This is a genomic window from Dactylosporangium sp. NPDC006015 (assembly GCF_040614215.1).
In the GTDB taxonomy this organism is placed as follows: Bacteria; Actinomycetota; Actinomycetes; order Mycobacteriales; family Micromonosporaceae; genus Dactylosporangium; species Dactylosporangium maewongense.
This window is the reverse complement of sequence record NZ_JBEXUD010000002.1, coordinates 26,311-49,007: the sequence shown is the minus strand read 5'-3', so window position 1 is coordinate 49,007 and position 22,697 is coordinate 26,311. Positions and strand designations below refer to the sequence as shown.

Annotated in this window: 17 protein-coding genes and 1 pseudogene; 9 read left to right on the top strand and 9 right to left on the bottom strand. The window is 70.3% G+C overall.

What is annotated here, in order from left to right; genetic code table 11:
• Positions 1-24: 24 nt before the first annotated feature.
• Positions 25-564, bottom strand: coding sequence for an inorganic diphosphatase (locus ABZ321_RS03415; protein ID WP_344514118.1), 540 nt, complete (start codon positions 562-564; stop codon positions 25-27).
• 81 nt (positions 565-645) lie between these two features.
• Here ABZ321_RS03415 and dacB point away from each other — a divergent pair, with 81 nt between their 5' ends.
• The 7 genes and pseudogenes from dacB to folE all read left to right on the top strand — a co-directional run bounded on the left by dacB (position 646) and on the right by folE (position 9,769).
• Positions 646-2,040, top strand: a complete 1,395-nt coding sequence (gene dacB / locus ABZ321_RS03410) for a D-alanyl-D-alanine carboxypeptidase/D-alanyl-D-alanine-endopeptidase (protein ID WP_344514120.1) — start codon at positions 646-648, stop codon at positions 2,038-2,040.
• A gap of 74 nt (positions 2,041-2,114) precedes the next feature.
• Positions 2,115-3,158: pseudogene (locus tag ABZ321_RS03405) on the top strand (zinc-dependent metalloprotease); the annotation flags it as partial.
• 476 nt (positions 3,159-3,634) lie between these two features.
• Positions 3,635-4,573: a tRNA lysidine(34) synthetase TilS gene (tilS, locus tag ABZ321_RS03400; protein ID WP_354889061.1), complete on the top strand. Its 939-nt coding sequence runs from the start codon at positions 3,635-3,637 to the stop codon at positions 4,571-4,573.
• 9 nt (positions 4,574-4,582) lie between these two features.
• Entirely contained in the window at positions 4,583-6,202 is a 1,620-nt protein-coding gene (locus ABZ321_RS03395; protein ID WP_354889059.1) for a gamma-glutamyltransferase family protein, read from the top strand.
• 66 nt (positions 6,203-6,268) lie between these two features.
• Positions 6,269-6,844, top strand: a complete 576-nt coding sequence (gene hpt, locus ABZ321_RS03390; protein ID WP_344514126.1) for a hypoxanthine phosphoribosyltransferase — start codon at positions 6,269-6,271, stop codon at positions 6,842-6,844.
• Between the two features lie 211 nt (positions 6,845-7,055).
• A complete protein-coding gene (gene ftsH, locus ABZ321_RS03385) occupies positions 7,056-9,059 on the top strand; it encodes an ATP-dependent zinc metalloprotease FtsH (protein WP_344514128.1) in 2,004 nt (667 codons plus the stop codon).
• A gap of 92 nt (positions 9,060-9,151) precedes the next feature.
• Positions 9,152-9,769, top strand: a complete 618-nt coding sequence (folE, locus tag ABZ321_RS03380) for a GTP cyclohydrolase I FolE (protein ID WP_344514130.1) — start codon at positions 9,152-9,154, stop codon at positions 9,767-9,769.
• 191 nt (positions 9,770-9,960) lie between these two features.
• On the opposite strand, the gene ABZ321_RS03375 is transcribed toward folE, so the two are convergent.
• The gene (locus ABZ321_RS03375) at positions 9,961-12,033 is read right to left on the bottom strand and encodes a hypothetical protein (RefSeq protein ID WP_354889056.1); all 2,073 of its coding nucleotides are present in this window, start codon (positions 12,031-12,033) and stop codon (positions 9,961-9,963) included.
• Positions 12,034-12,253: 220 nt separating this feature from the next.
• Here ABZ321_RS03375 and ABZ321_RS03370 point away from each other — a divergent pair, with 220 nt between their 5' ends.
• Positions 12,254-12,868 carry a hypothetical protein gene (locus tag ABZ321_RS03370; protein WP_344514134.1) on the top strand — a complete coding sequence of 205 codons (615 nt, stop codon included), beginning with the start codon at positions 12,254-12,256 and terminating at the stop codon, positions 12,866-12,868.
• Positions 12,869-12,871: 3 nt separating this feature from the next.
• Here ABZ321_RS03370 and ABZ321_RS03365 read toward each other — a convergent pair whose 3' ends face one another.
• From ABZ321_RS03365 to ABZ321_RS03335, 7 genes are read right to left on the bottom strand one after another with little or no spacing between them, the layout of a single operon-like run.
• Positions 12,872-13,459 carry a hypothetical protein gene (locus ABZ321_RS03365; protein WP_354889696.1) on the bottom strand — a complete coding sequence of 196 codons (588 nt, stop codon included), beginning with the start codon at positions 13,457-13,459 and terminating at the stop codon, positions 12,872-12,874.
• Positions 13,460-13,494: 35 nt separating this feature from the next.
• Entirely contained in the window at positions 13,495-14,637 is a 1,143-nt protein-coding gene (locus tag ABZ321_RS03360; RefSeq protein ID WP_354889054.1) for a M23 family metallopeptidase, read from the bottom strand.
• The gene (locus ABZ321_RS03355; RefSeq protein WP_354889052.1) at positions 14,634-15,176 is read right to left on the bottom strand and encodes a hypothetical protein; all 543 of its coding nucleotides are present in this window, start codon (positions 15,174-15,176) and stop codon (positions 14,634-14,636) included. The genes ABZ321_RS03360 and ABZ321_RS03355 overlap by 4 nt, the downstream gene beginning before the upstream one ends.
• A gap of 6 nt (positions 15,177-15,182) precedes the next feature.
• On the bottom strand, positions 15,183-17,120 hold the full coding sequence (locus ABZ321_RS03350) for a DMT family transporter (RefSeq protein ID WP_354889694.1): 1,938 nt from the start codon (positions 17,118-17,120) through the stop codon (positions 15,183-15,185).
• An 11-nt stretch (positions 17,121-17,131) separates the two neighbouring features.
• Positions 17,132-20,812: an ATP-binding protein gene (locus ABZ321_RS03345; RefSeq protein ID WP_344514140.1), complete on the bottom strand. Its 3,681-nt coding sequence runs from the start codon at positions 20,810-20,812 to the stop codon at positions 17,132-17,134.
• A complete protein-coding gene (locus tag ABZ321_RS03340; RefSeq protein ID WP_327006656.1) occupies positions 20,809-21,183 on the bottom strand; it encodes a hypothetical protein in 375 nt (124 codons plus the stop codon). Before ABZ321_RS03340 ends, ABZ321_RS03345 begins: the two co-directional genes overlap by 4 nt.
• A gap of 59 nt (positions 21,184-21,242) precedes the next feature.
• A complete protein-coding gene (locus tag ABZ321_RS03335; protein ID WP_344514201.1) occupies positions 21,243-21,554 on the bottom strand; it encodes a hypothetical protein in 312 nt (103 codons plus the stop codon).
• Positions 21,555-21,895: 341 nt separating this feature from the next.
• On the opposite strand from ABZ321_RS03335, the gene folP reads away from it, so the two are divergent.
• Positions 21,896-22,693: a dihydropteroate synthase gene (gene folP / locus ABZ321_RS03330; RefSeq protein WP_344514203.1), complete on the top strand. Its 798-nt coding sequence runs from the start codon at positions 21,896-21,898 to the stop codon at positions 22,691-22,693.
• Positions 22,694-22,697: the final 4 nt, after the last annotated feature.

Below are 22,697 nucleotides of genomic sequence, written 5' to 3'. Positions count from 1 at the left end.
CGCGTCGAGGCGGGCGAAAAGGGGCTATTCGGTCGGGTGCGCGTTGGGGGCGACGCCCGGGTCGTGGTAGGTGCCGTTGGCAACCGCCTCCTGGTAGCGCTTGCGGGAAGCGGCGATCTCGGCCTCGGCCTCGACCCGTCCGACCCACGTCGCGCCCTCGACGCTCTTGCCCGGCTCCAGGTCCTTGTAGACCTCGAAGAAGTGCTGGATCTCCAGCCGGTCGAACTCGCCGAGGTGGTGGATGTCGCGGAGGTGCTCCAGGCGCGGGTCGTCGGCCGGCACGCAGAGGACCTTGTCGTCGCCGCCCTTCTCGTCCGTCATCCGGAACATGCCGATCGCCCGGGAGCGGATCAGGCAGCCCGGGAACGTCGGCGCCTGCACCAGCACCAGCGCGTCGAGCGGGTCCTCGTCCTGGCCGAGCGTGCCCTCGATGAAGCCGTAGTCGGCCGGGTACTGCGTCGAGGTGAACAGCGTCCTGTCGAGCCGGATCCGGCCGGTCGCATGGTCAACCTCGTACTTGTTGCGTTGGCCTTTCGGGATTTCGACCGTCACGTCGAAGTCCATCTGATGACTCCTCACCCTCGCACCGCTGCGCCGACCATTAGTCTCCCTGACAGCACCACGGTGAAGAACGGGGAGGGTCGGTTGGCGAGGGAAAGACCACAGCTGGGCTCTGTCGTCGCGGCCGTCGCGCTGGTCGTGGCGCTCGTCGCCGCGCTCGGTTCGGTGTACGCCGGACCGCAGACCATCCGCCTGCTGGGACTCGTGGGATCGGACGAACAGGCCAAGTGGACCGCCGGGGTCACCCCGGAGTTGCCGCCGGCCGTACTGGCGGCGATGGACAGCCAGGCCCCGCTGCCGTCGCCGGACGGGGTGAAGGCCGCCATCGGGTCGCTGCTGACCGCGCCCGCGCTCGGCCCGCACATCACCGCCTCCGTCGTGGACGTGGCGACCGGGCAGGTCCTGTACTCCTCGGAGCCCGACGCGGCCATGACGCCGGCGTCGACGACGAAGGTCGTGACGGCTGTGACGGCGCTCGCCGCGCGTGGGCCCGCGTACCGCATCCCGACCCGTGTCGTGGCCGGCGCGCAACCCGGCGAGGTCGTGCTGATCGGCGGCGGCGACCCGACGCTCGCGGTGTTCCAGACGCCGTATTACCCGGGCGCCGCTCGACTCGACGACCTCGCCGCTCAGGTGAAGAAGTCGCTGGGCGACACCGCGCCGACGAAGGTGGTGTACGACATGTCCCTCTTCGTCGGTTCCGGCATCGGACCCGGCTGGGACGCCGACGCCACCACCGAAGGGTCCGGCGCGGTGATCACCCCGCTGATGACCGAGGGCGGCCGGCCCAACGGCGGCCAGTACGCCAAGCGGTACCCGCAGCCGGACGTGCAGGCGGCGCAGGCGTTCGCCAAGATGCTCGGCCTGCCGGCCACCGCGGCCGTCGCAGGCACCGCGCCGGCCGGTGCCAAGGAGCTCGGCAAGGTCGAGTCGGCGCCGATGGTGCGGCTCGTCGAGTCCATGCTGCTGCAGAGCGACAACGTGCTCGCCGACATCCTGGCCAGGCAGGTCGCGCTCGCCAAGAACCAGCCCGCGTCGTTCGAGGGTGGCGCCGCCGCGATGCGGATGGTGCTGGAGGAGCTGAACGTGCCCGTGACCGGGTACGGGCTGGTCGACGGCAGCGGGTTCTCCCGCAACGACCGGCTGTCCCCGGCACTGCTGACCACCCTGCTGGCGATGTCCGCGCGTTCCGACCGCGCCGACCTGCACGGCATCTTCGGCGGGCTCCCGGTCGCCGGGTACAGCGGAACCCTCACCGGACGGTTCGTCAAAACGCAGGAAGGGGCGGGCGCCGCGGGTTTGGTCCGGGCCAAGACGGGCACACTGACCGGGGTCAACTCGCTGGCGGGCATCGTCGTGGACGCGGACGGGCGGACGCTCGCCTTCGCGTTCATGGCCGACGCGACCACCGACCGGGACAAGGCAGTGGTCGCGCTCGACCGGGTCGCTGCCGCGCTCGCCGCTTGTGGCTGTCGGTAGTCGGTCTGTCGCTACGGGTCGACTCCGGGTCTTCTCAGCAGCAGCCGGTGGTCCGGCGCGGGTACGGTGGGTGCATGGCGCAGTTCGTCGATTGGGATCTGGCCGCTGCAACCGCCGCGGCGTTGGGCAAGAGCGGCCCTGCCGTGTCCTACGAGGAGGCCGCCGCCGCAGTCACCAACCTCCGGGGGCTGGCGGACGAGGCGACCGAGCACGTCAGCTCCTTCACCGGCCTGCGCACGAAGGTCATCGCTCCGCCGGTGCGGATCGTCGACCGCCGCGACTGGGCGGCGACCAACATCGAGGGCCTGCGGCAGGTGATCCAGCCGCTCGCGGAGCGGCTCGCCGGCGGCAAGCAGCCGGGGCCGGTCGCCAGCGCGATCGGGTCACGGTTCACCGGCGTGCAGGCCGGCACCGTGCTGGCGTATCTGTCCGGCAAGGTGCTCGGACAGTATGAGGTGTTCTCCGTCGACCCCGGCCAGCTGCTCCTGGTCGCCCCCAACATCGTCGAGGCGGAGCGCCGGCTCGGTGCCGAGCCACGTGACTTCCGGCTCTGGGTGTGCCTGCACGAGGTCACCCACCGGGTCCAGTTCACCGCCGTGCCCTGGATGCGGGGCTACTTCCTGGGCGAGGTCGGCGCGTTCGTGGACGCGTCGCAGCTCAACCAGGACCAGCTCGCTGAGCGGCTGCGGCGCGGCATCGGCGCCCTCGCCGACGTGGTCCGCGACCCCAACAGCAAGGTGTCGGTGCTCGACCTGGTCCAGACGCCCGGCCAGCGGGCCGTGCTCGACCGGCTCACCGCCCTGATGACCGTCCTGGAGGGGCACGCCGAGTTCGTCATGGACGGCGTCGGCCCCGACGTGGTGCCGTCCGTCGAGGACATCCGGGCCAAGTTCAACCGGCGCCGCGAAGCGGCCGCCAACCCGCTCGACCGGGTGCTGCGCAAGCTGCTCGGTGTCGACGTGAAGATGCGCCAGTATGCCGAGGGCCGCAAGTTCGTCCACGCGGTCGTGGAGCGCGTCGGCATGGACGGCTTCAACAAGATCTGGCAGTCGCCGCTGACCATCCCGCGGCTCGACGAGCTCAGCGACCCCGACGCCTGGGTGGTGCGGGTGCACGGGTCGAGCGCGCTGCACCGGCCCATGGTCTCGCCGCCCGCCCCGCCGGCGGCGGCCGCCGCGGCGCCCCCGGTGACGGAGGGTTCGCCCGCGAAAGCCGGCGTGGTCGAGGCGCCCCCGGCGCCCGTGCCGACGGTGCCGGAGCCCGCCGAGACGGCGCCGGCGGAGGCGGGGATCGCGGACGCCACCGAGGTTGCGGGCCTGTCCGTGGAAGAGGTCACGGCCCCGCCCGCGACGACGGCCGCCCCGGGTGACGGGGCTGCCGCGGCGACCACCAAGACGGTGGCAGAGCCGGTCGGCGGGTCCTCGGAAGGGACCGGCGAGGACGCCGAGGCGGAGCCTGCCGAGGTGGAGCCGCTGGTCGCCAAGCAGGGCGGCAGCCAGGCAGCAGCAGGAGACGAGGGCGCGCAGGAGCAGCCGGCCAAGCCCGACGCCACCGGCTGATCGAGGTGGCCGCGCTCCCGCCGGCTGTGGCGGCGGTGCGTGCCGCGGTCCGGCGCAGCCTGGGCGACGTGGCGGCCGGCGACACGGTGCTGGTCGCCTGCTCCGGCGGCGCCGACTCGCTGGCGCTGGCGGTGGCGGCCAGGTTCGTCACCGCCCGGCTGCGGGTGCGCTGCGGGCTGGTGACCGTCGACCACGGCCTGCAGGCCGGGTCGGGGGAGCGCGCGGCCAGGCTCGCGGCGTGGGCGAGAGACCACGAGTTCGACCCGGTGGACGTGCGGACGGTCAAGGTCGCCGGGCACGGAGGGCCCGAGGCGTCCGCCCGCAACGCGCGGTATGCGGCGCTGGTCGCCGCCGCGAAGTCGCACCGGGCGGCGCTGGTCCTGCTCGGCCACACCCGCGACGACCAGGCCGAGACGGTGCTGCTGGCGCTGACCAGGGGTGCCGGGCCGCGCGGGATCGCCGGGATGCCGGCCAGGCGGGAGCGGCAGGGCGTGCTGTTCGCCCGGCCGCTGCTGGACGTGACACGGGCCGACACCAGGGCCGCGTGCGAGGTGGCGGGGCTGACGCCGTGGGAGGACCCGCACAACACGGATCACGCGTTCGCCAGGTCGCGGGTACGGCCGCTGGTGGCGGCGCTCGGACCGGCGGTGATCGACAATCTGGCCCGCACGGCGGCGCTGATCGCGGCCGACACCGCGCACCTCGACGAGCTGGCGTCGGACGCGTTCGAGAAGGCGGCGACGGGGGCGGACGAGCTCGACATCGCCCAGCTGGAGCGGCTCCCGGCGCCGGTACGGACGCGGGTGCTGCACTCGTGGGCGCGGCGGCTCGGGGTCTCCGGCGGGGCGCTCTCCCACCGCCACGTGGTCGCCATGGACGCGCTGGTCACCGACTGGCACGGGCAGGGGCCCGCGGCGCTGCCGGGTGGCCTGCGGGTCGCCCGCCAGGGCGGCAGGCTGCGGCGGATCACGTAAGATCCACAGATGTCAAAGGACCTGCATCCGCGCCGGCCGGTGTACGCGCCCCGCGGTGTCGTGGCGACCACCCAGCCGCTCGCGGCGTCGGCCGGGCTGGCGGTGCTGCGCAGGGGCGGCAACGCCGTCGACGCGGCGATCGCGACCGCCGTGGCGCTGACGGTGCTGCAGCCGGGGTCCAACGACATCGGCAGTGACCTGTTCGCGCTGGTGTGGGACGGCGAGCGGCTGCACGGGCTGAACGCGTCCGGCCGGTCGCCGGCGCTGCTGACCCGCGACCTCGTCGTCGAGCGTGACCCGGCCGCCCGGGCCACCGCCGCGCTCGGCGGCGCGCAGGCCGTCGCGGCGCAGGTCATGCCGGCCCGCGGCTGGCTGCCCGTGACCGTGCCCGGCGCCCCGGCGGGCTGGCACGACCTGCACGAACGCTTCGGGTCGCTGCCGTTCGCGGACCTGTTCGACGACGCGATCGCCTACGCCGAGCGCGGCTACGGGGTCTCGCCGACCGTCGCGCACCACTGGGACCGCGCGGTCGAGGCCGTCCACGCGGGGCTGTCCGGCGAGGAGTTCGCCGAGTGGGGCCGCGTCTTCACGCTCGGCGGCCGGGCGCCGCGGGCGGGGGAGCGGTTCAGCAACCCGGACGCCGCCCGCACGCTGCGTGCGATCGCGGCCACCGGCGGTGCCACGTTCTACCGCGGTGAGCTGGCCGAGCGGATGGTGGCGCACGCCGAGCGGACCGGTGGGCTGCTGCGGGAGGCCGACCTGGCGGAGCACGCGTCGCTCTGGGTCGAGCCGCTGTCCGTCCGGTACCGCGGACACGACGTCTGGGAGCTGCCCCCGAACGGCCAGGGCATCGTGGCGCTGCAGGCGCTCGGCATCCTCGACGGCTTCGGGGCCGGCGGCGCCGCCGACCTGCACCGGCAGATCGAGGCGGTCAAGCTCGGGTTCGCCGACGCCCATGCTTACGTGGGCGACCCTTCGCCGGCTGTACAGTGGCCGCCGCTGCTCACGGAGGACTATCTGGCGAAGCGGCGGGAGATGATCGGCGAGGACGCCGCGGAGCACCCGCCCGGCGATCCCGCGCGGGGCGGGACGGTCTACCTCTGCACCGCGGATGCCGACGGCCGCATGGTCAGCCTGATCCAGTCGAACTACATGGGCTTCGGCTCGCACGTGGTCGTGCCGGGCACCGGCTTCAGCCTGCAGAACCGGGGTGCCGGGTTCGTGCTCGCCGAGGGTCACCCGAACGAGGTCGGACCGCGGCGCAGGCCGTTCCACACGATCATCCCGGGCTTCCTGACCAGGGACGGAGCGCCGGTCGGGCCGTTCGGCGTGATGGGTGGCCACATGCAGCCACAAGGCCACGTGCAGGTGGTCCGGTCGACCGTCGACGACCTGCTGGATCCACAGGCGTCGCTCGACCGGCCGCGCTGGTACTGGCACACGGGGCTGGACGTGCGGCTCGAGTCCGGCCTCGCCGGCGCCGCGGACGACCTGCGACGGCGCGGTCACCGGGTGCGCATCGTCGACGAGCAGGGCGCCTTCGGCTACGGACAGGCGATCTGGCGCACACCGTCCGGTTACGTGGCGGGCTCCGAGCCGCGGGCCGACGGCGCGGCACTGGGCTATTGATGGCGGATGTCTCCTTGAGGGTGACCCGCCGTCGATCCGGGAGGGCCGATACGGCAGGCTAGATCCATGGCCGACGGCAGCACCTGGCACGCGTCCGACATCGACCACGTGATCATCAGCGAGGAGCAGATCCGCGACAAGACGGCGGAGCTCGCCAAGCAGGTGGCGGCGGACCACGCCGACGCCAAGTCGATCCTTCTGGTCGGGGTGCTCAAGGGCGCCGTCATGTTCATGGCGGACTTCGCCCGCGCGCTGGGCCGGGTCGGCCCGCCCGTGGAGCTCGAGTTCATGGCCGTCTCGTCGTACGGGCAGGGCACGACCTCGTCCGGGGTCGTCCGCATCCTCAAGGACCTGGACCGCGACATCACCGACCGGCACGTGATCGTCGTCGAGGACATCGTCGACTCCGGCCTCACGCTGTCCTGGTTGCTGAAGTACCTCGAGAGCCGCTCCGCGGCCCAGGTCGAGGTGGTGGCGCTGCTGCGCAAGCCCGATGCGCTGAGAGTGAACGTCCCTGTGCGGTATGTCGGCTTCGACATCCCTAGCGAATTCGTGGTCGGATACGGGCTCGACTACGCCGAGCGCTACCGTGACCTGCCCTTTGTCGGTGTCCTGAAGCCGTCGGTGTACGGCCGCGGCTGACCCCGCACTTCCTGGGAGTCTGCTGGGAGCATCTCCGTCCCGGCCCACGCCGATCCGCGACTGTCGGTGCCACGGTGTACCGTCAAATGGTCGCGAGCGTCAACTAGGCCATTCTGTCGACGCTTTCGACATCGCGTCGGCACACTGGGTCCGGCGCGGTCAGCGGTCTTACGGATGGAGGGGCCGGGCGCCGCGTGCGCTCGACGACAACATGGAACGTACCCGTTTGTTCCGCCGGCCGGTGGTCTGGATCCTTGTGGTGATCATCGGTGCGATCATCCTTAGCTCCCTTTTCACGTCCGGCCCCAGCTACACGAAGGCGGACACATCGCAGGTGCTTGCCTTGTTGCGCGAGGGCAAGGCCAAGAAGGCGGTGATTCAGGACAAGGAGCAGACGCTCAAGCTTGACCTGAAGACGAAGGAGTCGATCAAGGGTTCCAAGACCGACAAGGTCGAGACCCAGTTCACCGCCCGGTCGGCCAACGACCTGCAGAATGAGCTCAACGAGCTGCAGGCGGCTAAGAAGCTCGACCAGTACAACGTCAATGTCACGCAGGACAATATCTTCGTCAGCCTGCTGATCAACCTGCTGCCGATCGCGGTGCTGGTCGTCCTCCTGCTGCTCTTCATGTCGCAGATGCAGGGCGGCGGCTCGCGGGTGCTCAACTTCGGCAAGTCGAAGGCCAAGCTGATCTCCAAGGACACGCCGAAGACGACCTTCGCCGACGTGGCCGGCTCCGACGAGGCCGTCGAAGAGCTGCACGAGATCAAGGACTTCCTGCAGGCCCCGGCGAAGTACCAGGCCCTCGGCGCCAAGATCCCGAAGGGCGTCCTGCTCTACGGCCCGCCCGGCACCGGTAAGACGCTGCTGGCCCGCGCCGTCGCAGGCGAGGCCGGCGTGCCGTTCTACTCGATCTCCGGTTCGGACTTCGTCGAGATGTTCGTCGGTGTCGGCGCCTCCCGGGTCCGTGACCTGTTCGAGCAGGCCAAGGCCAACGCGCCCGCCATCGTCTTCGTCGACGAGATCGACGCCGTCGGCCGTCACCGCGGCGCCGGCATGGGCGGCGGTCACGACGAGCGCGAGCAGACCCTCAACCAGCTCCTCGTCGAGATGGACGGCTTCGACACCAAGGGCGGCGTGATCCTGATCGCCGCGACCAACCGGCCCGACATCCTCGACCCCGCGCTGCTGCGTCCGGGCCGCTTCGACCGGCAGATCGCCGTCGACCGGCCCGACATGGAGGGCCGCAAGGCCATCCTCCGGGTGCACGCGAAGGGCAAGCCCTTCACGCCCGACGTCGACCTCGACTCGGTCGCCCGCCGCACGCCCGGCTTCACCGGTGCGGACCTGGCCAACGTCATCAACGAGTCGGCGCTGCTCACCGCCCGCAGCGACAAGCGCGCGATCACCAACGACTACCTCGAAGAGGCCATCGACCGGGTGATCGCCGGCCCCGAGCGGCGCACCCGCATCATGAGCGACCACGAGAAGAAGGTCACCGCCTACCACGAGGGCGGCCACGCGCTGGTCGCCTGGGCGCTGCCGCACTCGGCGCCGGTGCACAAGGTGACGATCCTGTCCCGTGGCCGTTCGCTGGGGCACACGCTGGTCCTGCCGACCGAGGACAAGTACACGCAGACCCGCTCCGAGATGATCGACACCCTCGCCTACGCGCTGGGTGGCCGGGCCGCCGAGGAGCTCGTCTTCCACGAGCCGACCACCGGCGCCGGCAACGACATCGAGAAGGCGACCGCGCTCGCCCGCTCCATGATCACGGAGTACGGCATGAGCTCCAAGCTCGGCGCCGTCAAGTACGGCGTGGGCGACGGCGAGCCGTTCCTCGGCCGGACCATGGGCCACGAGCGGGACTACTCGGAGAAGGTCGCGGCCGAGATCGACGGCGAGATGCGCGCCCTCATCGAGATCGCGCATGACGAGGCGTGGGAGATCCTGGTCGAGTACCGGGACGTCCTGGACCAGATCGTCGAGGAGCTGTTCGAGAAGGAGACCATCTCGCAGAACGACATGGCGCGCATCTGCGCCCGCGTCGTGAAGCGGCCGCCGATGGCGCCGTACAGCGGCAACGGCCGCCGGCGGAGGGCTCTGGAGGCCGGCGCCAACGGTGCCGAGCTCGGGACGCCCGTCGGGGTGAACGGCGACGGTGACCACGTGCGGATCACCAGCGGCGGCGAGACCACGGACGGCAAGAACTGAACGAGATCAGCAGCACCGAGCCCGACGCCGATGACGATGGCGCCGGGTTCGGTGTTTCCACGGAGCCCTTCGTCAGTGGCGAGCTCGACCACGTGGCCGCCCGCCTCGTCAGTGGGAAGCTCGGAGGTGTGGAGGTCGAGCGCAACGTCGACCTGAAGCGCATCGAGGCCGCCGTCCGCGAGATCCTCATCGCCGTCGGCGAGGACCCCGACCGCGACGGGCTGCGCAAGACGCCCGGCCGGGTCGCCCGGGCCTACGCCGAGCTCTTCGCCGGGCTGCGGGTCGACCCCGCCACGGTCCTCTCCACGACCTTCGAGGCGGACCACGAGGAGCTCGTCCTCGTCCGCGACATCGAGGTCATGTCGATGTGCGAGCACCACCTGCTGCCGTTCCACGGCGTCGCGCACATCGGCTACATCCCGGGCCACGACGGCCGCATCACGGGGCTGTCGAAGCTGGCGCGGCTGGTCGAGGTGTACGCGCGGCGGCCGCAGGTGCAGGAGCGGCTCACCGCGCAGATCGCCGACCGGCTGATGGAGGAGCTCAACCCGCGCGGCGTCATCGTGGTCATCGAGTGCGCCCACATGTGCATGTCGATGCGGGGCATCCAGAAGGGCGGCTCGCGGACGATCACGTCGGCGGTCCGCGGCCTGCTCCGCGACGACGCCAAGTCCCGCGCCGAGGCGATGTCGCTGATTCTGAGCGGCTAGCGCCCAGGTGCTTGCTGAGCCCGGTCGCCGGTTGGTGGCCGGGCTTTCGCGTTTCCTGCGGGCGCTGACCGCCGCGGCGCCTGCCTTTCCGCCGCGGCGCTTGGCTTCCCGGCGGGGTGGCTGTCTTTTCCGGCGCGGCGCTTGGCTGCCCGGCGGTTGCTTGGCTTACTCGCGGGGGCTCGTGAAGGGTGTCAGCCCAGGAAGAGTACGGCGGCGAAGACGATCATGGGAATCAGGGCGAGGAGGCTGATCGCCATGCCCATGACGGGCGTTCTGGAGGTCGGGCGGCGGGTCGTCGCGCCGATCGTCAGCCAGCCCAGGGCGAAGGCGAGGGCCGGCAGTACCAGAGCACACGGCAGCGCCAGAAGGCTGATCTCGTCGAACCGCTCGCCCGCCAGCAGCGTCGGCACCTGTACGACGGCGGCGAGCACAGCGAACGTGAAATAGACCGCGGCGTTGATCCAGACCCTGGTGCTGGAGGCGGTGTCGGACCTGCCGGGGGCGGCCAGCGCCGCCTCAGACTGCTTCAGACCGGCCGCCGCCACGCGGAGGGCATGGGACACCCTCCCCGGCAGCGATTCGGGCGCTGGAGGGCTCTGGGGGCGTACAGCGCCCGTACCGCTCGCGCCGCCCGCAACGGAGACCGGCACGCCGCTGACGGCTGCGGGGCGCACGGGGCCGCCGCTGACCTGAGCCGGGCTCTTCGCCTGCGCCGGACCCTGACCCGGACTCTGCGGACGGGCGGGGACGCCGCTGACCGGCGGGCGGTAGACGGGTTGGGCTCCGGTGGGGCCGTTCAGCGCGCCGCCCGGGGGGCGGTAGACGGGCTGGGCGCCCGTGGGGCCGTTCAGCGCGCCAGGGTAGGTCTGGTACGGGCCCATGATCGCGCCCGTGTTGCCGGCGGTGCTGCCCATGTACAGGTTGCCCGTCACCGGCGGGACCGCGCCCGCAGGTCCGGCTGGCGATGACGGTGGCCCCGGTGGGGAGCTCACCGGGGCCGTCGTGCGGGGGGCCTGCTGCGGCGCGCTCCTGCGGCGGCCGCCGGGCTGGGCCGCGCCGGTCAGCACCGAGGCCGCGGTCTGCGTCTCCTGCCAGCTCGGCACCACGTCGAACGGGCGGCCACCGACCTCGCGGGCGACCTCCGTCAGGTACGCCTGGTGGTGGGCGAGCTTCGCCCGGATCGCGGCGAGGTCGTCGCGGGCGGCCTTCAGCGCCGCTTTGTGCTCCGCGACGACGGCGATCACCTCGCGCCGGACCGTGTCCAGCCGCTGCCCGGCGGCGACGTAGTTGAGCCAGGCCGTGCGGCTCGGCTCACCGACCGGGGCGGGTGGCGTGGTCCAAGGGCCGACAAGCTGCGCGCAGACCCGGCGTACCAGATCCGCGGGCGGTTCAGGGTCGAGGTACACCGGGGCGTTGAGCCTCCCGGGCGTGACGCCGGTGCCTGAGAACGTCGCGCCCGGCGGATCGCCCACCCAGGCATGCGGGTTGCGGATGGCGATCTGCGTCGCGTGCGGCAACGGTGCCTGCGTGGTCTCGGCCGTCAGCGGCGGCGGCGGCCAGCCCGCGGCGATCAGGTGCAGCCGGCCCGCCGGACCCGCGTGCGCCAGCCCCGCGATCCTGGCCAGGTCCCGGCCCTCCGTCAGCTCCGGCAGCGACGCGATCACGATCAGCAGCGTCGGCCCGGCACCGTCCGTGCGGGCGGCGAGCCAGTGCTCGCCCTCATCCAGTACCGCGCGAAGACCCTCCGCATCGGTCGCCGGCGGCGGCATGATCGACTCGATGCCGGCGAACCATCCGAACGTGGACCCTTCCTCGACCGCGTCCACCGCTCGAATCCGCACCGAACCCGGCGGCGACGAAGCCAGCAGCCGCAGCACCAGACTGCGCAGCAACCCCGCGACCCGGCTGTCCCTCGCATCGGCGTCGATGGCGATGTGCCCCGCCCGGAGCAACGGCACCACCACCGGGAACCGCGCGTCGTCCAGCGGATGCGCCTGCCCGACCCGCACGAACGTCGGCGGCAGCGGCCCCCCGAGCGGCGTGGTGGGCGAGAGCGCGTCCAGCTGTGCCCCGAGCCAGCCGGGCGCCAGCAGGTTCGCGTCGGCCCGCAGCCCGGCGGTCAGGTCGTGCTGCTCCGCGTACTGCTCCGTCGGCGCCGCACTGGGCGAGTAACCATCGAGGATCGGCCCGGCGGCGGCGACCAGCGCAGCGGTGTGCCGGTGCAGCGCTGCCGCTCGCTCGATCCGTGCCCGCAGCCGTGCCACCGTGCCCCTTTCCGCCCGCTCCGATCCAGCAGATGCCGGAACGGTAACGCAGTCCGCGGAAGCAGTCAGTAGGCGCACTGGGAGTCTTGTATTCCCGCAGGTGACCGCCACACCCTCCCAACCACACCCCACCCCCTCCCGATCTTGCACCCACCCCCGCCGATCCCTCAGAGCGCGTGGGAGCGTGCCAGCCTCGATGCGGCCCGATAGCCTCTGAACCGTGGACGCATCGAAGCCGAACGAGCCAAACCTCGATCAGGGCAGGTCGATCCCGAGATCCCGCCCCGGCAACGACGAGGTCCTCGAAGGCGAGATCATCGGCAAGGACGAGCCCCTCGGCCGCCCCGCCCCCACCCCGCCATCCAGCCCCCCGAAGCGAGGCCTCGGCCTCCGTAAGACCTTGCTCCTTGTGATCGCAGTAGCCGCCGCCGGCCTCTGCCTGGGCGGTTCAATCACCGCATACATCCTGTACGACAAAGCCACCACCCCGGACCGCAGCACGCCCGAAGGTGTTCTCGAGCAATATATCGAGGCAAAATTTTCCTCCAGAGACAACATTCGAGCGAAGCTCTTCGAGTGTCCCACTGCTAGCCTTAAGGAAGTAGATGCTGCGCTCGCTGCAGTCAAAGAGCGGGAGGCAAAATTCGCCATTAGGATTACGGTGAAGCCTGCTCGATTCGATGTAAATGCCGTCGGGACGCAGGCAGAGGTTAAGGCGACGCTAAACGTCTTCGTGCCAGAGTCGGATGGACGTGAAACTGTTTCTTTGCAGGAATGGCGTTTCCTGCTGGAAAAGAGCCGCAGCTGGTTGATCTGCAGTGCGGAGCAGCTGTAGCGCCTACTCGATCCAGATTAGGTGGATCGGCAGTTCAAGGGTCTTCGGTGTTTGTCCGCTCCAGGCCCACCGATACCAGTCCAATTCTTTACAGACCCGCACGCAGATGTCGCCCTCGGTGCTGCTGTACGGCTCTGTCACCGCTCGCAGATCCCGCTCGTCCCTCCCGGCCTTGTTGTCAGGGCCTGCGACGCGTACCACGCGGAGTCCGGTTACCACCCCGACCTCCCGAATCGGCCGAGGCGGCCGAGGCGGCGGCACGTCAAGCGAAACGAGCCGTCCCACCAGGTCCGAACGCCCCTCGGCGGGGGTCACAGCCGAAGACGTCCGCTCCACCCACACCCGCTCGATCGGCACCAGCGGCGCAAATACCTCGGTTCTTTCCGCTTCGGCTCGGTACCATTCCTGCTCCGGCAACGCCGGCACATAGGTCCGGCTCGCCTGCACCACCGGGTCATCGACCCGCAGATCACCCCGCCAGCCAAGACCCGGCATGCCAACCATCGCCCGGTGCCCGCGGAGGTCGCGAACGGACACGGCAGGCACCAGCTCGATGCCCGCAGGAGCACGTTCGGCGCCGCCGGCAATCAGATCCCAGTCGGGTAGATCATCGCTCGGGAAACCGCTCACGGCTCCCCTCCGAGTGGCGCCCCCATCAGCTGCATGAACTGAACTGGATCCATCGCGCCGTTCTTGCTCGAGTCGCTGTTCCGGTGCGTCTCGAAATGCACGTGAGGACCCGAAGAATGTCCGGTCGTGCCCGAGAGCCCGATCTCCTGACCGGGCGCAACGCTTTGGCCCACCACGACGCTCGGCTGTTTCACCATGTGGCAGTACCGCGTGATGATGCCATTGGCGTGCAGAATGTCGACGAACCAGCCGCAGCCGCGAACGGATGGTGAACCATCCCGGTCGCAGCCCCACGGTTTACCGTTCGGGCCGATCGCGTCGCAGCGCACTTTGATGACACGCCCCGCCGCCGCAGCGTGGATGACGGTACCTCGCGGAACGATGAGATCGACGCCCTGATGAGTGGGGCGGGAGGCGGTCCGAAACCCTGACCCCACCTTTCCCTTGACCGGTGCCGTCCAGCCAGAGGCGGCGATCTGGCCGGCACTGACGCATTGCAGGTCGGTCTGATCGCCGACCGCGCGGGCTGCGCCGCCCGTCAAGGAGTTGACCACCGTCGAGGCCAGTTCCTCATGCTTTGCGTAGGCATTGGGGTACGCGCTGCGCTGCACCTTCTGAGCGGCGCGAGTCAGGCTCATGCCCTGCCAGCCGGGAATCGTCACCAGCTTCTCGTAGAACTTCCGCGACGCGTACTTCGGATCCATGATCTGCTCGGGTGTACCCCAGCCGGTGCTGGGTCGCTGCTGGAAGAGCCCGAGTGAGTCGTGGTCGTTGCGAGCGCCCAGATTCGGCAGGTTACGGAGCCATGACTCCTGCATCGCCGTCGCGACGGCGATCACCCAGCCCCGGGGCGGCACATTGAGATCCTGCCCGACCCGCACGATGATCGCCGCATTACGTACCTGCTCCTGGCCGAGCCTGCGATGGTTCGGCATTTCTGCCGCCACGTCGACCAGTTTCCCGTTGCCGCAGCCGGAATCGTAGGTGACGGTCTTGTTCGCCGCATCGAGGAAGAACGACACCACGCCTCCGCCGCAGCAGACCAGAATCAGTACCGCGGCGAGCGCCACCAGCAGCGCAGGGCGGAGCCTTCGCTGTCCGCCCTCACCGTGCTCGTCAGCGGTCTCGAAGTCGGTCACGCCACCTCCCAGTCCAGCGAGGTGACCTGCCAGCGGCCACCGATGGCCTCGAGCTGCAGGATGATCGTTCCGCCATCAGCCGGAACCTTGGCGGTAGCGACCTGTCCGAGGTTCTCCACGACCGTAGAGCCGGTGATCGTAGCGGCAGGGACGTCGCTCGGATCCGTGTCGGCCAGGTCTTCCATCAGTTCGTTCGTCGCGTCCGGCTTCAACCCGTCCCGCCACTGGGCGCCGGAAATACCGGGCTTGCGCAGCCAGGCCTTCGCGAACCGAGTGGCCACCGTGCTCGCGTCGGCGGCCCCCTTGCTCAGGGAGGGCGCCGCCGAACTCGGCTCCTCCGCGACACCGTCGTCACCGAGCGAGTTGTAAGGGTCCGGCGTCGTCGTTGCGGGAGCAACGGTAGGTCCGAGTGCGCCGTTGCCGGTCCCGTCATCGTCCGTGAAGACGGTGCGGCCGAATCCCACGACGATCAGCACAACAACGATCAGGACCATGGCGATGCCGTACCGCGTGCCGAGCAGACGCAGAACCGTACGCATGGACGCTCACCCCGGCAGGTTCGCCGACTCCGGCCGTCGCGCCGGCGACCGGTCGGACGTGGACCGTTCGGAGTCGGGCCGATAGATCGAATACGACGGCGCGGTCTCTTGCGGCAAGTCGGGCTCTTCCCACGTCGGCTCCCGCCGCCGTCGCTGCGGACCGTCCTGCCGCGTCGTCCGCTCCTCAGGACGCGTCCGGTCGCCACCTCCACCGACCGCCACGACGTCCTCGTCCCGCGTCTCCGGCCGGTGCTCTGGCCGCTGATGTCCCGGCAGGCTGTCCCCACGTTGCCGCGGCTCATTCGTTCCACCGGCGTCAACGACCTTGAGCGCCGCAGCCTGCCGCACGTCCCGCAAGAACAACCGGTGCCAGCTACCAGCGGATGTGATGGCGCGAGTGGAATCCTTCCCACCGAGCTGCGTGATCCGCCGGTAAGGCCGCAGCAACAGCCAGCCAACGACTCCAGTCAGCCAAATAAGCAAAACCTGGAGCCACCCGGCAAGCGAAGAAGTTCCGAGAATCAATGTAACTGCCAGCAGATAGATTGCTGATCCTGTTCCAAAGATGACGATGTTGAATATCGCCGCGATCACCGCATTGCCGAGTCGGCGAAGGCCCGCATTTGCTGGGCGTAGAAGGCCGACAGTGCCCAGGATTGGTGCCGCGATTACGGCCCATCGGAAAATCAAGAATCCGAGGAAAACGAGCACCGATGCGGTCAGGTCGAATAAGGCGAAGAACAGTGCGGAGAGGATCGCGAGGAATCCGGCGCCGATTCGGTCCATGCCATTGCTGCCTTGGAGGTGCTCGTACGCCTCAGGATCTTCCGTCTTGATCTGTTCGGCGACCTGCATCCAACGCTTCTTCTTCTGATCAGTCAGAATCTTGCGTTCGTTTGACTCGATAGCTGGCCCAGGGCGCTTCAGGCGGATTCGTTCTTCTTCGCTTTCGCGAGCCCGTGACTCGGCGGCGCGAATTCTGTCAATTTCATCCCAACTAAAGGACTTTGCGTCATATAGTGCGGGGCCATATTTTTGGGCTGTGATGCTGTCCGCGGACCCGAGTGTCCCGCGAAGCCAATTTCGATACAGAAGTCCGTCAACGACCGTGTCGCTTGCCCGCGCCGCTGGAGGTCGTATGTCTATGCACGCTTTTGGTTCGGGGTTACGGCATTTATCTGCCGGGATGCTTTCGTCAGGTGGGCCGATGGCGTCGTGGATTACGCCAAGGCTGCCGATCAATGTCTTGTCGGCGAGACCGGCAGAGAGTTGCGGCCATGATGCAATGCCCGTGATAAGGACCATCACAAAGATTGCCCAGCCCGCCGTGGTCACCGCACCGGAGAGATCTGCCTGCCGTGAGCGCCAGAGTAGGTACATTCCGACAATGGTCAATGTTACTGCGCCAAAAGCAGTGAAGACTTTTTCGTATACTGCTTTGGTTGCAGTCTCGACGAGAGGATCCGCCCAACCCCAAGTCGCTGACGGATCCCACGCCCGCTCTCGCAGAGCGTTAGATGCCCCAATGATCGAAGTTGCAACGAGGAATTCGCCGTTGGCAATCGTTCCTTCGAACTCTGCGCTTGGATTCCTGACCACTGAAGCGCATTTCAAGTCGTAGGTCGAAAAGTCGTAACCGGCGTAACCGTACTCGCTATAGCGGTAGGCAAAGCGTAGGCCTGTGCCGGTTTTGGGTCGGCTGGCAAACCAGCCCGCCATGCCTGAATCTGGCGCGCTCGGAGTTGGTGCGTCCAGGCAGCTAATTCGAGACTGGACGTCTACCTGCAATCGATCGGCGCAGTTCTCGAAGTTCCCCGGTACTCTCCATTCCTGGACCGTGCACAACGGGTCCCCTGGGGCGCGGGCTGGGGTGGCGGTGGCTGGGGAGATGGGGCCGGCGAAGAGGGTTGCCAGGGCGGTGACGATGACCACGGCTGCGTGCACGGGCAGGCGTCTCACCGGTCGACCTCCGAGTCGTCGTCGTGGATGTCCACGATCTCGCCGCCGACGGTGTCGCCGGTTGGGATGCCGCCTGGGGTCGTGTCGAGGTAGCGCAGGAGGTCGCGGACGTACGAGACGTCGACGCGGACCTTCTGGACTCGGCCGTCGACGTCGCGCATGACGAACTCCCGGAAGCCGAGGCGCGAGGATGAGGACGTGTCGACCTGGGAAAGGGCGGCCAGGGTCTGTTCGTAGCCGACGTCGGTCGGGACGCGCAGGAGACGGAGGGCCTCGGCGGCGATCTCGGAGTCCTCGGCGATGCGGCCGACGAAGACGGTGGAGACCAGGTTCTGCACGTCCAGGCCGAGGATGTCGCGAGGGTTCTGGGAGGCGACCAGGGCGGCGAGGTTCCACTTGCGGGAGTCGCGGGCGAGGCGGACCAGGAAGGAGCGGCCGGAGCGCCAGCCTTCCATGAAGTGGGCCTCGTCCAGGCCGACGAGCTTGCGCTGGGTCATGTCGCCGCCGTAGCAGCGGCGGACGGCCAGGCGGTGGGCGGTGTGGAGCATGGGGAGGGCGAGGGACTCCTCGGCGGACCAGTACTCGCGCTCGATCTTGAGGTCGGGCAGGCGCAGGCCGGCCATGGTGATGACGGTGAGGGTGGCGTCGGCGCCGAGGAGGCCGGCCGGTGGGGTGCCGAAGAAGAGCATGGCGAGGGGCATCTCGGCGGTGTCCAGGAGGAGGTTGCCGAGCTCGAGGGCGTCGTGGTCGCCGGTGTCGCGCAGGGAGCGGATGACGTCTTCCAGGGTCGACGACTCCTCGGCCGGGACCTGGCGGACGGCGTGGCGGAGCATCGTGGCGGTCGAGGCCTCGCGGGCGACCTGCGGCGGGACCAGCATCATGCAGATGTCCTGCACGAGCATGCGGCGCTCGGCGCGCGCGTTGGAGATGGCGATCTCGAACTCGCGGTCGCCGGAGGGGCCGGGGACGTAGTGGCCGCGCTGCGGGGTCGGGATCAGCGAGTAGGGCGCCAGGGTGCCCTGCTCCGAGCCGGTGAGGTTCAGGACGCGCGAGTACGGGGCGAGCTCGGGCATCGCGCAGAGGCGGGCGAGCGGCCCTGAGGGGTCCAGCAGCGTGACCTGTACACCGCGGCGGGCGTTCAGGTAGCCGAGGGCGCCCATGAGGGTGGACTTGCCACCGCCGGGCTCAGCGACGAAGACGGCGAGGCCGGAGCGCTCGCGGACCTCCATCGGGAAGTGCAGGTCGAGGAAGACGGGGCGGCGGGAGGTGCCCGCGGTGCGGCCGATGAGGTCGCCGCGGCGGTCGCCGACGGTCGAGGCGGCCTGGGGGAGGGCGGCGGCGAAGAGCTTCACCGGCATGCGGCGCAGGTAGCCGGTGTTGGCCAGGGGCTCGCCGGGGATGAACTCGCGCGCGAGCCAGTCCTGCTGCTTCGGGTGCTGCAGGGCGACGCGCATCTCGCGGGAGTACATCTGCGTGACCCGGCGGGCGCGCTCCAGGCACTCCTCGCGGGTGCGGCCGCCGACGGCGATGCGGTGCCAGCCGTGCGCGCGCGAGGAGTCGACGGGCAGGCCGGTGCTGATCTCGTCGCCGATGGTGAGGGCGCGCTTGGCGAGCCGCTCCAGCTCCGGCGGGGCGTCGATGCCGTGCTCGCTGTAGTCGGCCTGCTGGGAGCGGATCAGCCGGAGCCGGTGCTCGAGGTTACGGAACGAGTCGTTGGGGCCGAGGATGTCGATCCGCGAGGAGAGCTCCATCGGCCAGGGCAGCCGCTCGTGGAAGTGCAGCCACGGCTCGTGCCGCTCGGGGATCTCCAGGGGCTCCATGCGGCCGACGGTGAGGACGGCGACGTGCCGCTCCTCGCCGCTGACCCGGTTGACCAGCTTGACGGTCGAGCCGTACGGCGTCCGGTAGCGCTCCACCTGCTCGGTCAGCGCGAGCAGGTCGCCGCGGTCCCAGCCGCCGTCCAGCGAGGTGACGTGCGCCGGCGGCGACATGCACAGCGCGACGGAGCGGTAGAGCAGCCACTCCAGCTCGTAGGCGGTGACCCGGCGGCCGCGCATGCCGAACGCACCGAGCACCTCGTCGAACTGCTCGACGGTCCGTGCCATCCGGCGCCGCTCGGCGTCGGCGACGCCGCGGCGGAAGAGGGCGCCGATGCGCTCGGCGAAGGTGTCGCCGAGGGTGCGCCGGGCGAAGGAGATGCCGAGGTACGTCTGGCCCTCGGCGTGGTTGATCGCCAGGAGGTGCTTCTGCGCGGCGACCAGGTGGTCGGTCCACGACGGGCCGGCGCCGGCCGTGGGCAGCGGGAACGGCGTGTTGTTGTCCACCACGCGCGCCCACTGGTCGGCGGGGAACGGCCGGGTCGTGCGGCGCAGGTGCAGGCGGAAACCGGCGAGGCCGGCGTACTGCTCGGAGATCGCCGACAGCAGCGCCTCGCGCTCGGCGTCGGGGCGGAACGCCCAGCGGACCTCGGGCAGCCAGTACCAGGCCGTGACGGTGTTCGGCGTGAACGTCAGGTGCCCGGCGATCTCGGTGATCGCCAGGTCGATCGACGGCTGCCGGTCCCGGACCCGGGGCTTCGGCGTGCGGTCCAGCGGCGTCCGCTTGCCGGTGGGCCGGGCGGGCTGCTTGGGCGGAGGGCTCGAGCGGCGCGCCGGGGGCACCAGGTCCTTGCCCGGCACGACTTTCCCGTTTGCGGTTCTGGCGCCTGTACGACTGCCGCCGTCGCCCATCGCCGGTGTGGTCAGACGGGGAGCGCGATCTGGCGCCTGCCGCTGCGCCGGCCGCTGCCGCTCGACGGGCGCGCGGTCGCCCGTGCCCGGCCTGCCGGGAAGCCGCGGATGCTCACCGGTGCCCGGCCGTCCAGGGTACTGCGGGTGCTCGCCGGTGCCTGACCGTCCGGGGACCTGCGGGTGCTCGCCCGTGCCCAGCCGGCCGGGGAGCCGCGGGTGCTCGCCGCTCCAGTCGAAGGCGTCCGGGTGCTCGCCGCTGCGCTCCAGGCGCTCGGCGGCCGTCAGCGGTCCGGATCGGGCGGCCGGAGGGAGCGCGGGCGGCGGGTCGGCCGGTGCCCGGTCCAACTGCCGCCGCTCATAGGCATCCACCTGCCGCCGCTCGGCGGCCTCGATCTGCCGCCGCTCGGCGACGTCGGCCTGCTGCCGCTCGGCGGCCGCGTCCAGCAGCCGCCGCTCAGCGGCGTCCACCAGCCGCCGCTCGGCCGGGGCCAGCCGCCGGTCGTAAGCGGAACCGGACGAGGGGACCGCAGACGTCGGAGCGGCGGAAGGGGAGGCGGAGGACGGCAGCGCCTCTGTCCGCGGCACCACCCGCTTCGGCGCCCGCAGGTCCTCAGGGGCCCGCCCGGCGCCGGACGTCGGGGCCGCCGACACCGGGATGCCGGAGATCGGCCGGTTGCCAGGGTCGCCGGCCGTCACGCGGTCGCGCGGCCGCCCGCCCGGCGGGTCGTCGAACAGCCCGAGGAACGGCGAGTCGACGTCGGCCGCCGGAGGCGCGCTCGCCGGGCGGTCGGCCGACGGGCCGCGGGCCGGCCCGCGGAACATCGCCACGCGACCACCCTCGGCGGCGGCGCGCAGGCCACCGTCGTAATCGGACGTGTGCGCAGCGTCGTCATCGACGTCCGGCTGGTTGGAGTAGCCCCCAGGACGGCGGGGAGGCGGGTTGGTCATGCGAGATCACCGGTGAGTTCCGGGCGGATACGCACCCTGGTGGCCACGAGCCGAGCGTCACGCTGCTCGTGGCTCGGCTCCCGGGTGTGGCGCCAGTCGGTCAGGGCTGTGCGGACCACCATCCGGGCGGGACGATCGGGGTCGACGTAGCGGAAGATCAGCGACGTCGCCACGATCGCGAGGGCGATCTCGTAGGCGGGGAAGTAGTCGACCTGCAGTGTGATCAGGTAACGGATGAACATGAACAGGGGCACCAGGAGCGCGAACACCCCGTACTGCGCATAGGGCAGCTGGATGGGCAGGGTGTAGCCGGGCGGCCCGAGGTAGACCAGGCGGGCCCGGTAGATGTCGTCGTCGGTGCGCAGCCGCATGTCTTGTTCACTCGTCTCAGCAGTGAGGCTCAGCAGTGAGTCCGGAAGGCACGGCAGCTCTAGTTGAAGAGCAGTTTGACGAGGGAGTCGCCGAAGAAGAAGAGCGACGCGGCGCCCGCGACGAAGGCCAGCCCGATGATCGCGATGGCGGAGCTGGTCAGCACCCGGGAGACCTCACCCTTGCTGGCTCGGCCGATGAAGATCACGCCGAGCGCCGCGAGGAGGATCGGCACGATCTTCGTGGTGAAGAACTGCAGAATGCCGTCGGTGTTGATCGTCTTCGGTGCGGGTTCGGGCGACGGCGCCAGAGCGATCGCATCAGCGACGCGGGTCGTCTCCCCCCACAACGCGTGGCCGATCTCCAACAACATCATCAGACCTCCCCGGAGGCGCGACGGGCGAGGTGCACGCCGCGCGTTAAGCCTCGCTGATAAGACGACCCGGTCATACGACCCCGGCTGCTGTGTCGCCCTCCAGCGGAACCTTATCCGGGCGTTTGCCCTGCTAAATGCCCATTGTCGGGTTTAACGGTCCGAATAACGTTCACTTGCAGAGAGTACGGTGCAGCCCTCTTTCCAACAAGCTGACCGGTCCGTGATCAGTGTTGCGGATGAGGCGCCTGAGCGGTTACCCCTGGTGGGGGACAGGTGACTGACCGGAGGTGAGTACCTTCATTCAGGTGACGCTCCTTCGCCGTCCTTCCCCCGTGGTCATGGGGGTGCTCAACGTGACCCCGGACAGCTTCTCCGACGGCGGCCGCTACGCCGATCTGGGCGCCGCGGTCGACCACGCCATGCAGATGGTCGCCGAGGGCGCCGACGTGATCGACATCGGCGGTGAGAGCACCCGCCCGGGCGCGGACCGGGTCGACGCGCGCACCGAGCTCGACCGCGTCCTGCCGGTGATCCGCGAGCTGGCCGCGGCCGGCGTCACGATGAGCATCGACACCACCCGCGCGGCGGTCGCCGCCGAGGCCGTCGCCGCCGGTGCCGCCCTGGTCAACGACGTTTCCGGGGGGCTCGCCGACCCCGACATGGCCCGCGTGGTCGCCGACGCCGGCTGCCCCTGGGTGCTCATGCACTGGCGCGGCCACTCGCGCAAGATGGCCGATTTGGCCGTTTATGACGATGTCGTCAAAGAGGTGTGTGCCGAACTGCTGGAGCGGGTCGACGAGGCCGTCGCCGCCGGCGTCGCACCCGAACGGCTGATCCTCGACCCCGGGCTGGGCTTCGCGAAGAAGGCCGAGCACACCTGGCGGCTCGCCGCGCACCTGCCGGACCTCATCGGCCTGGGCTACCCCGTGCTGGTCGGGTCGAGCCGCAAGTCGCACCTCGGGCGGCTCCTGCAGGCCGCCGACGGCTCCCCGCGCCCGACCGAGGAGCGCGAGGCGGCCACGATCGCCACCACCGTGCTGTCCGTCGCGGCGGGTGCCTGGGGTGTGCGGGTCCACGAGGTCCGTGGCAACGTGGACGCGATCAAGGTGTGGAAGGCCGTACAGGCGGCGCGGTGACGAA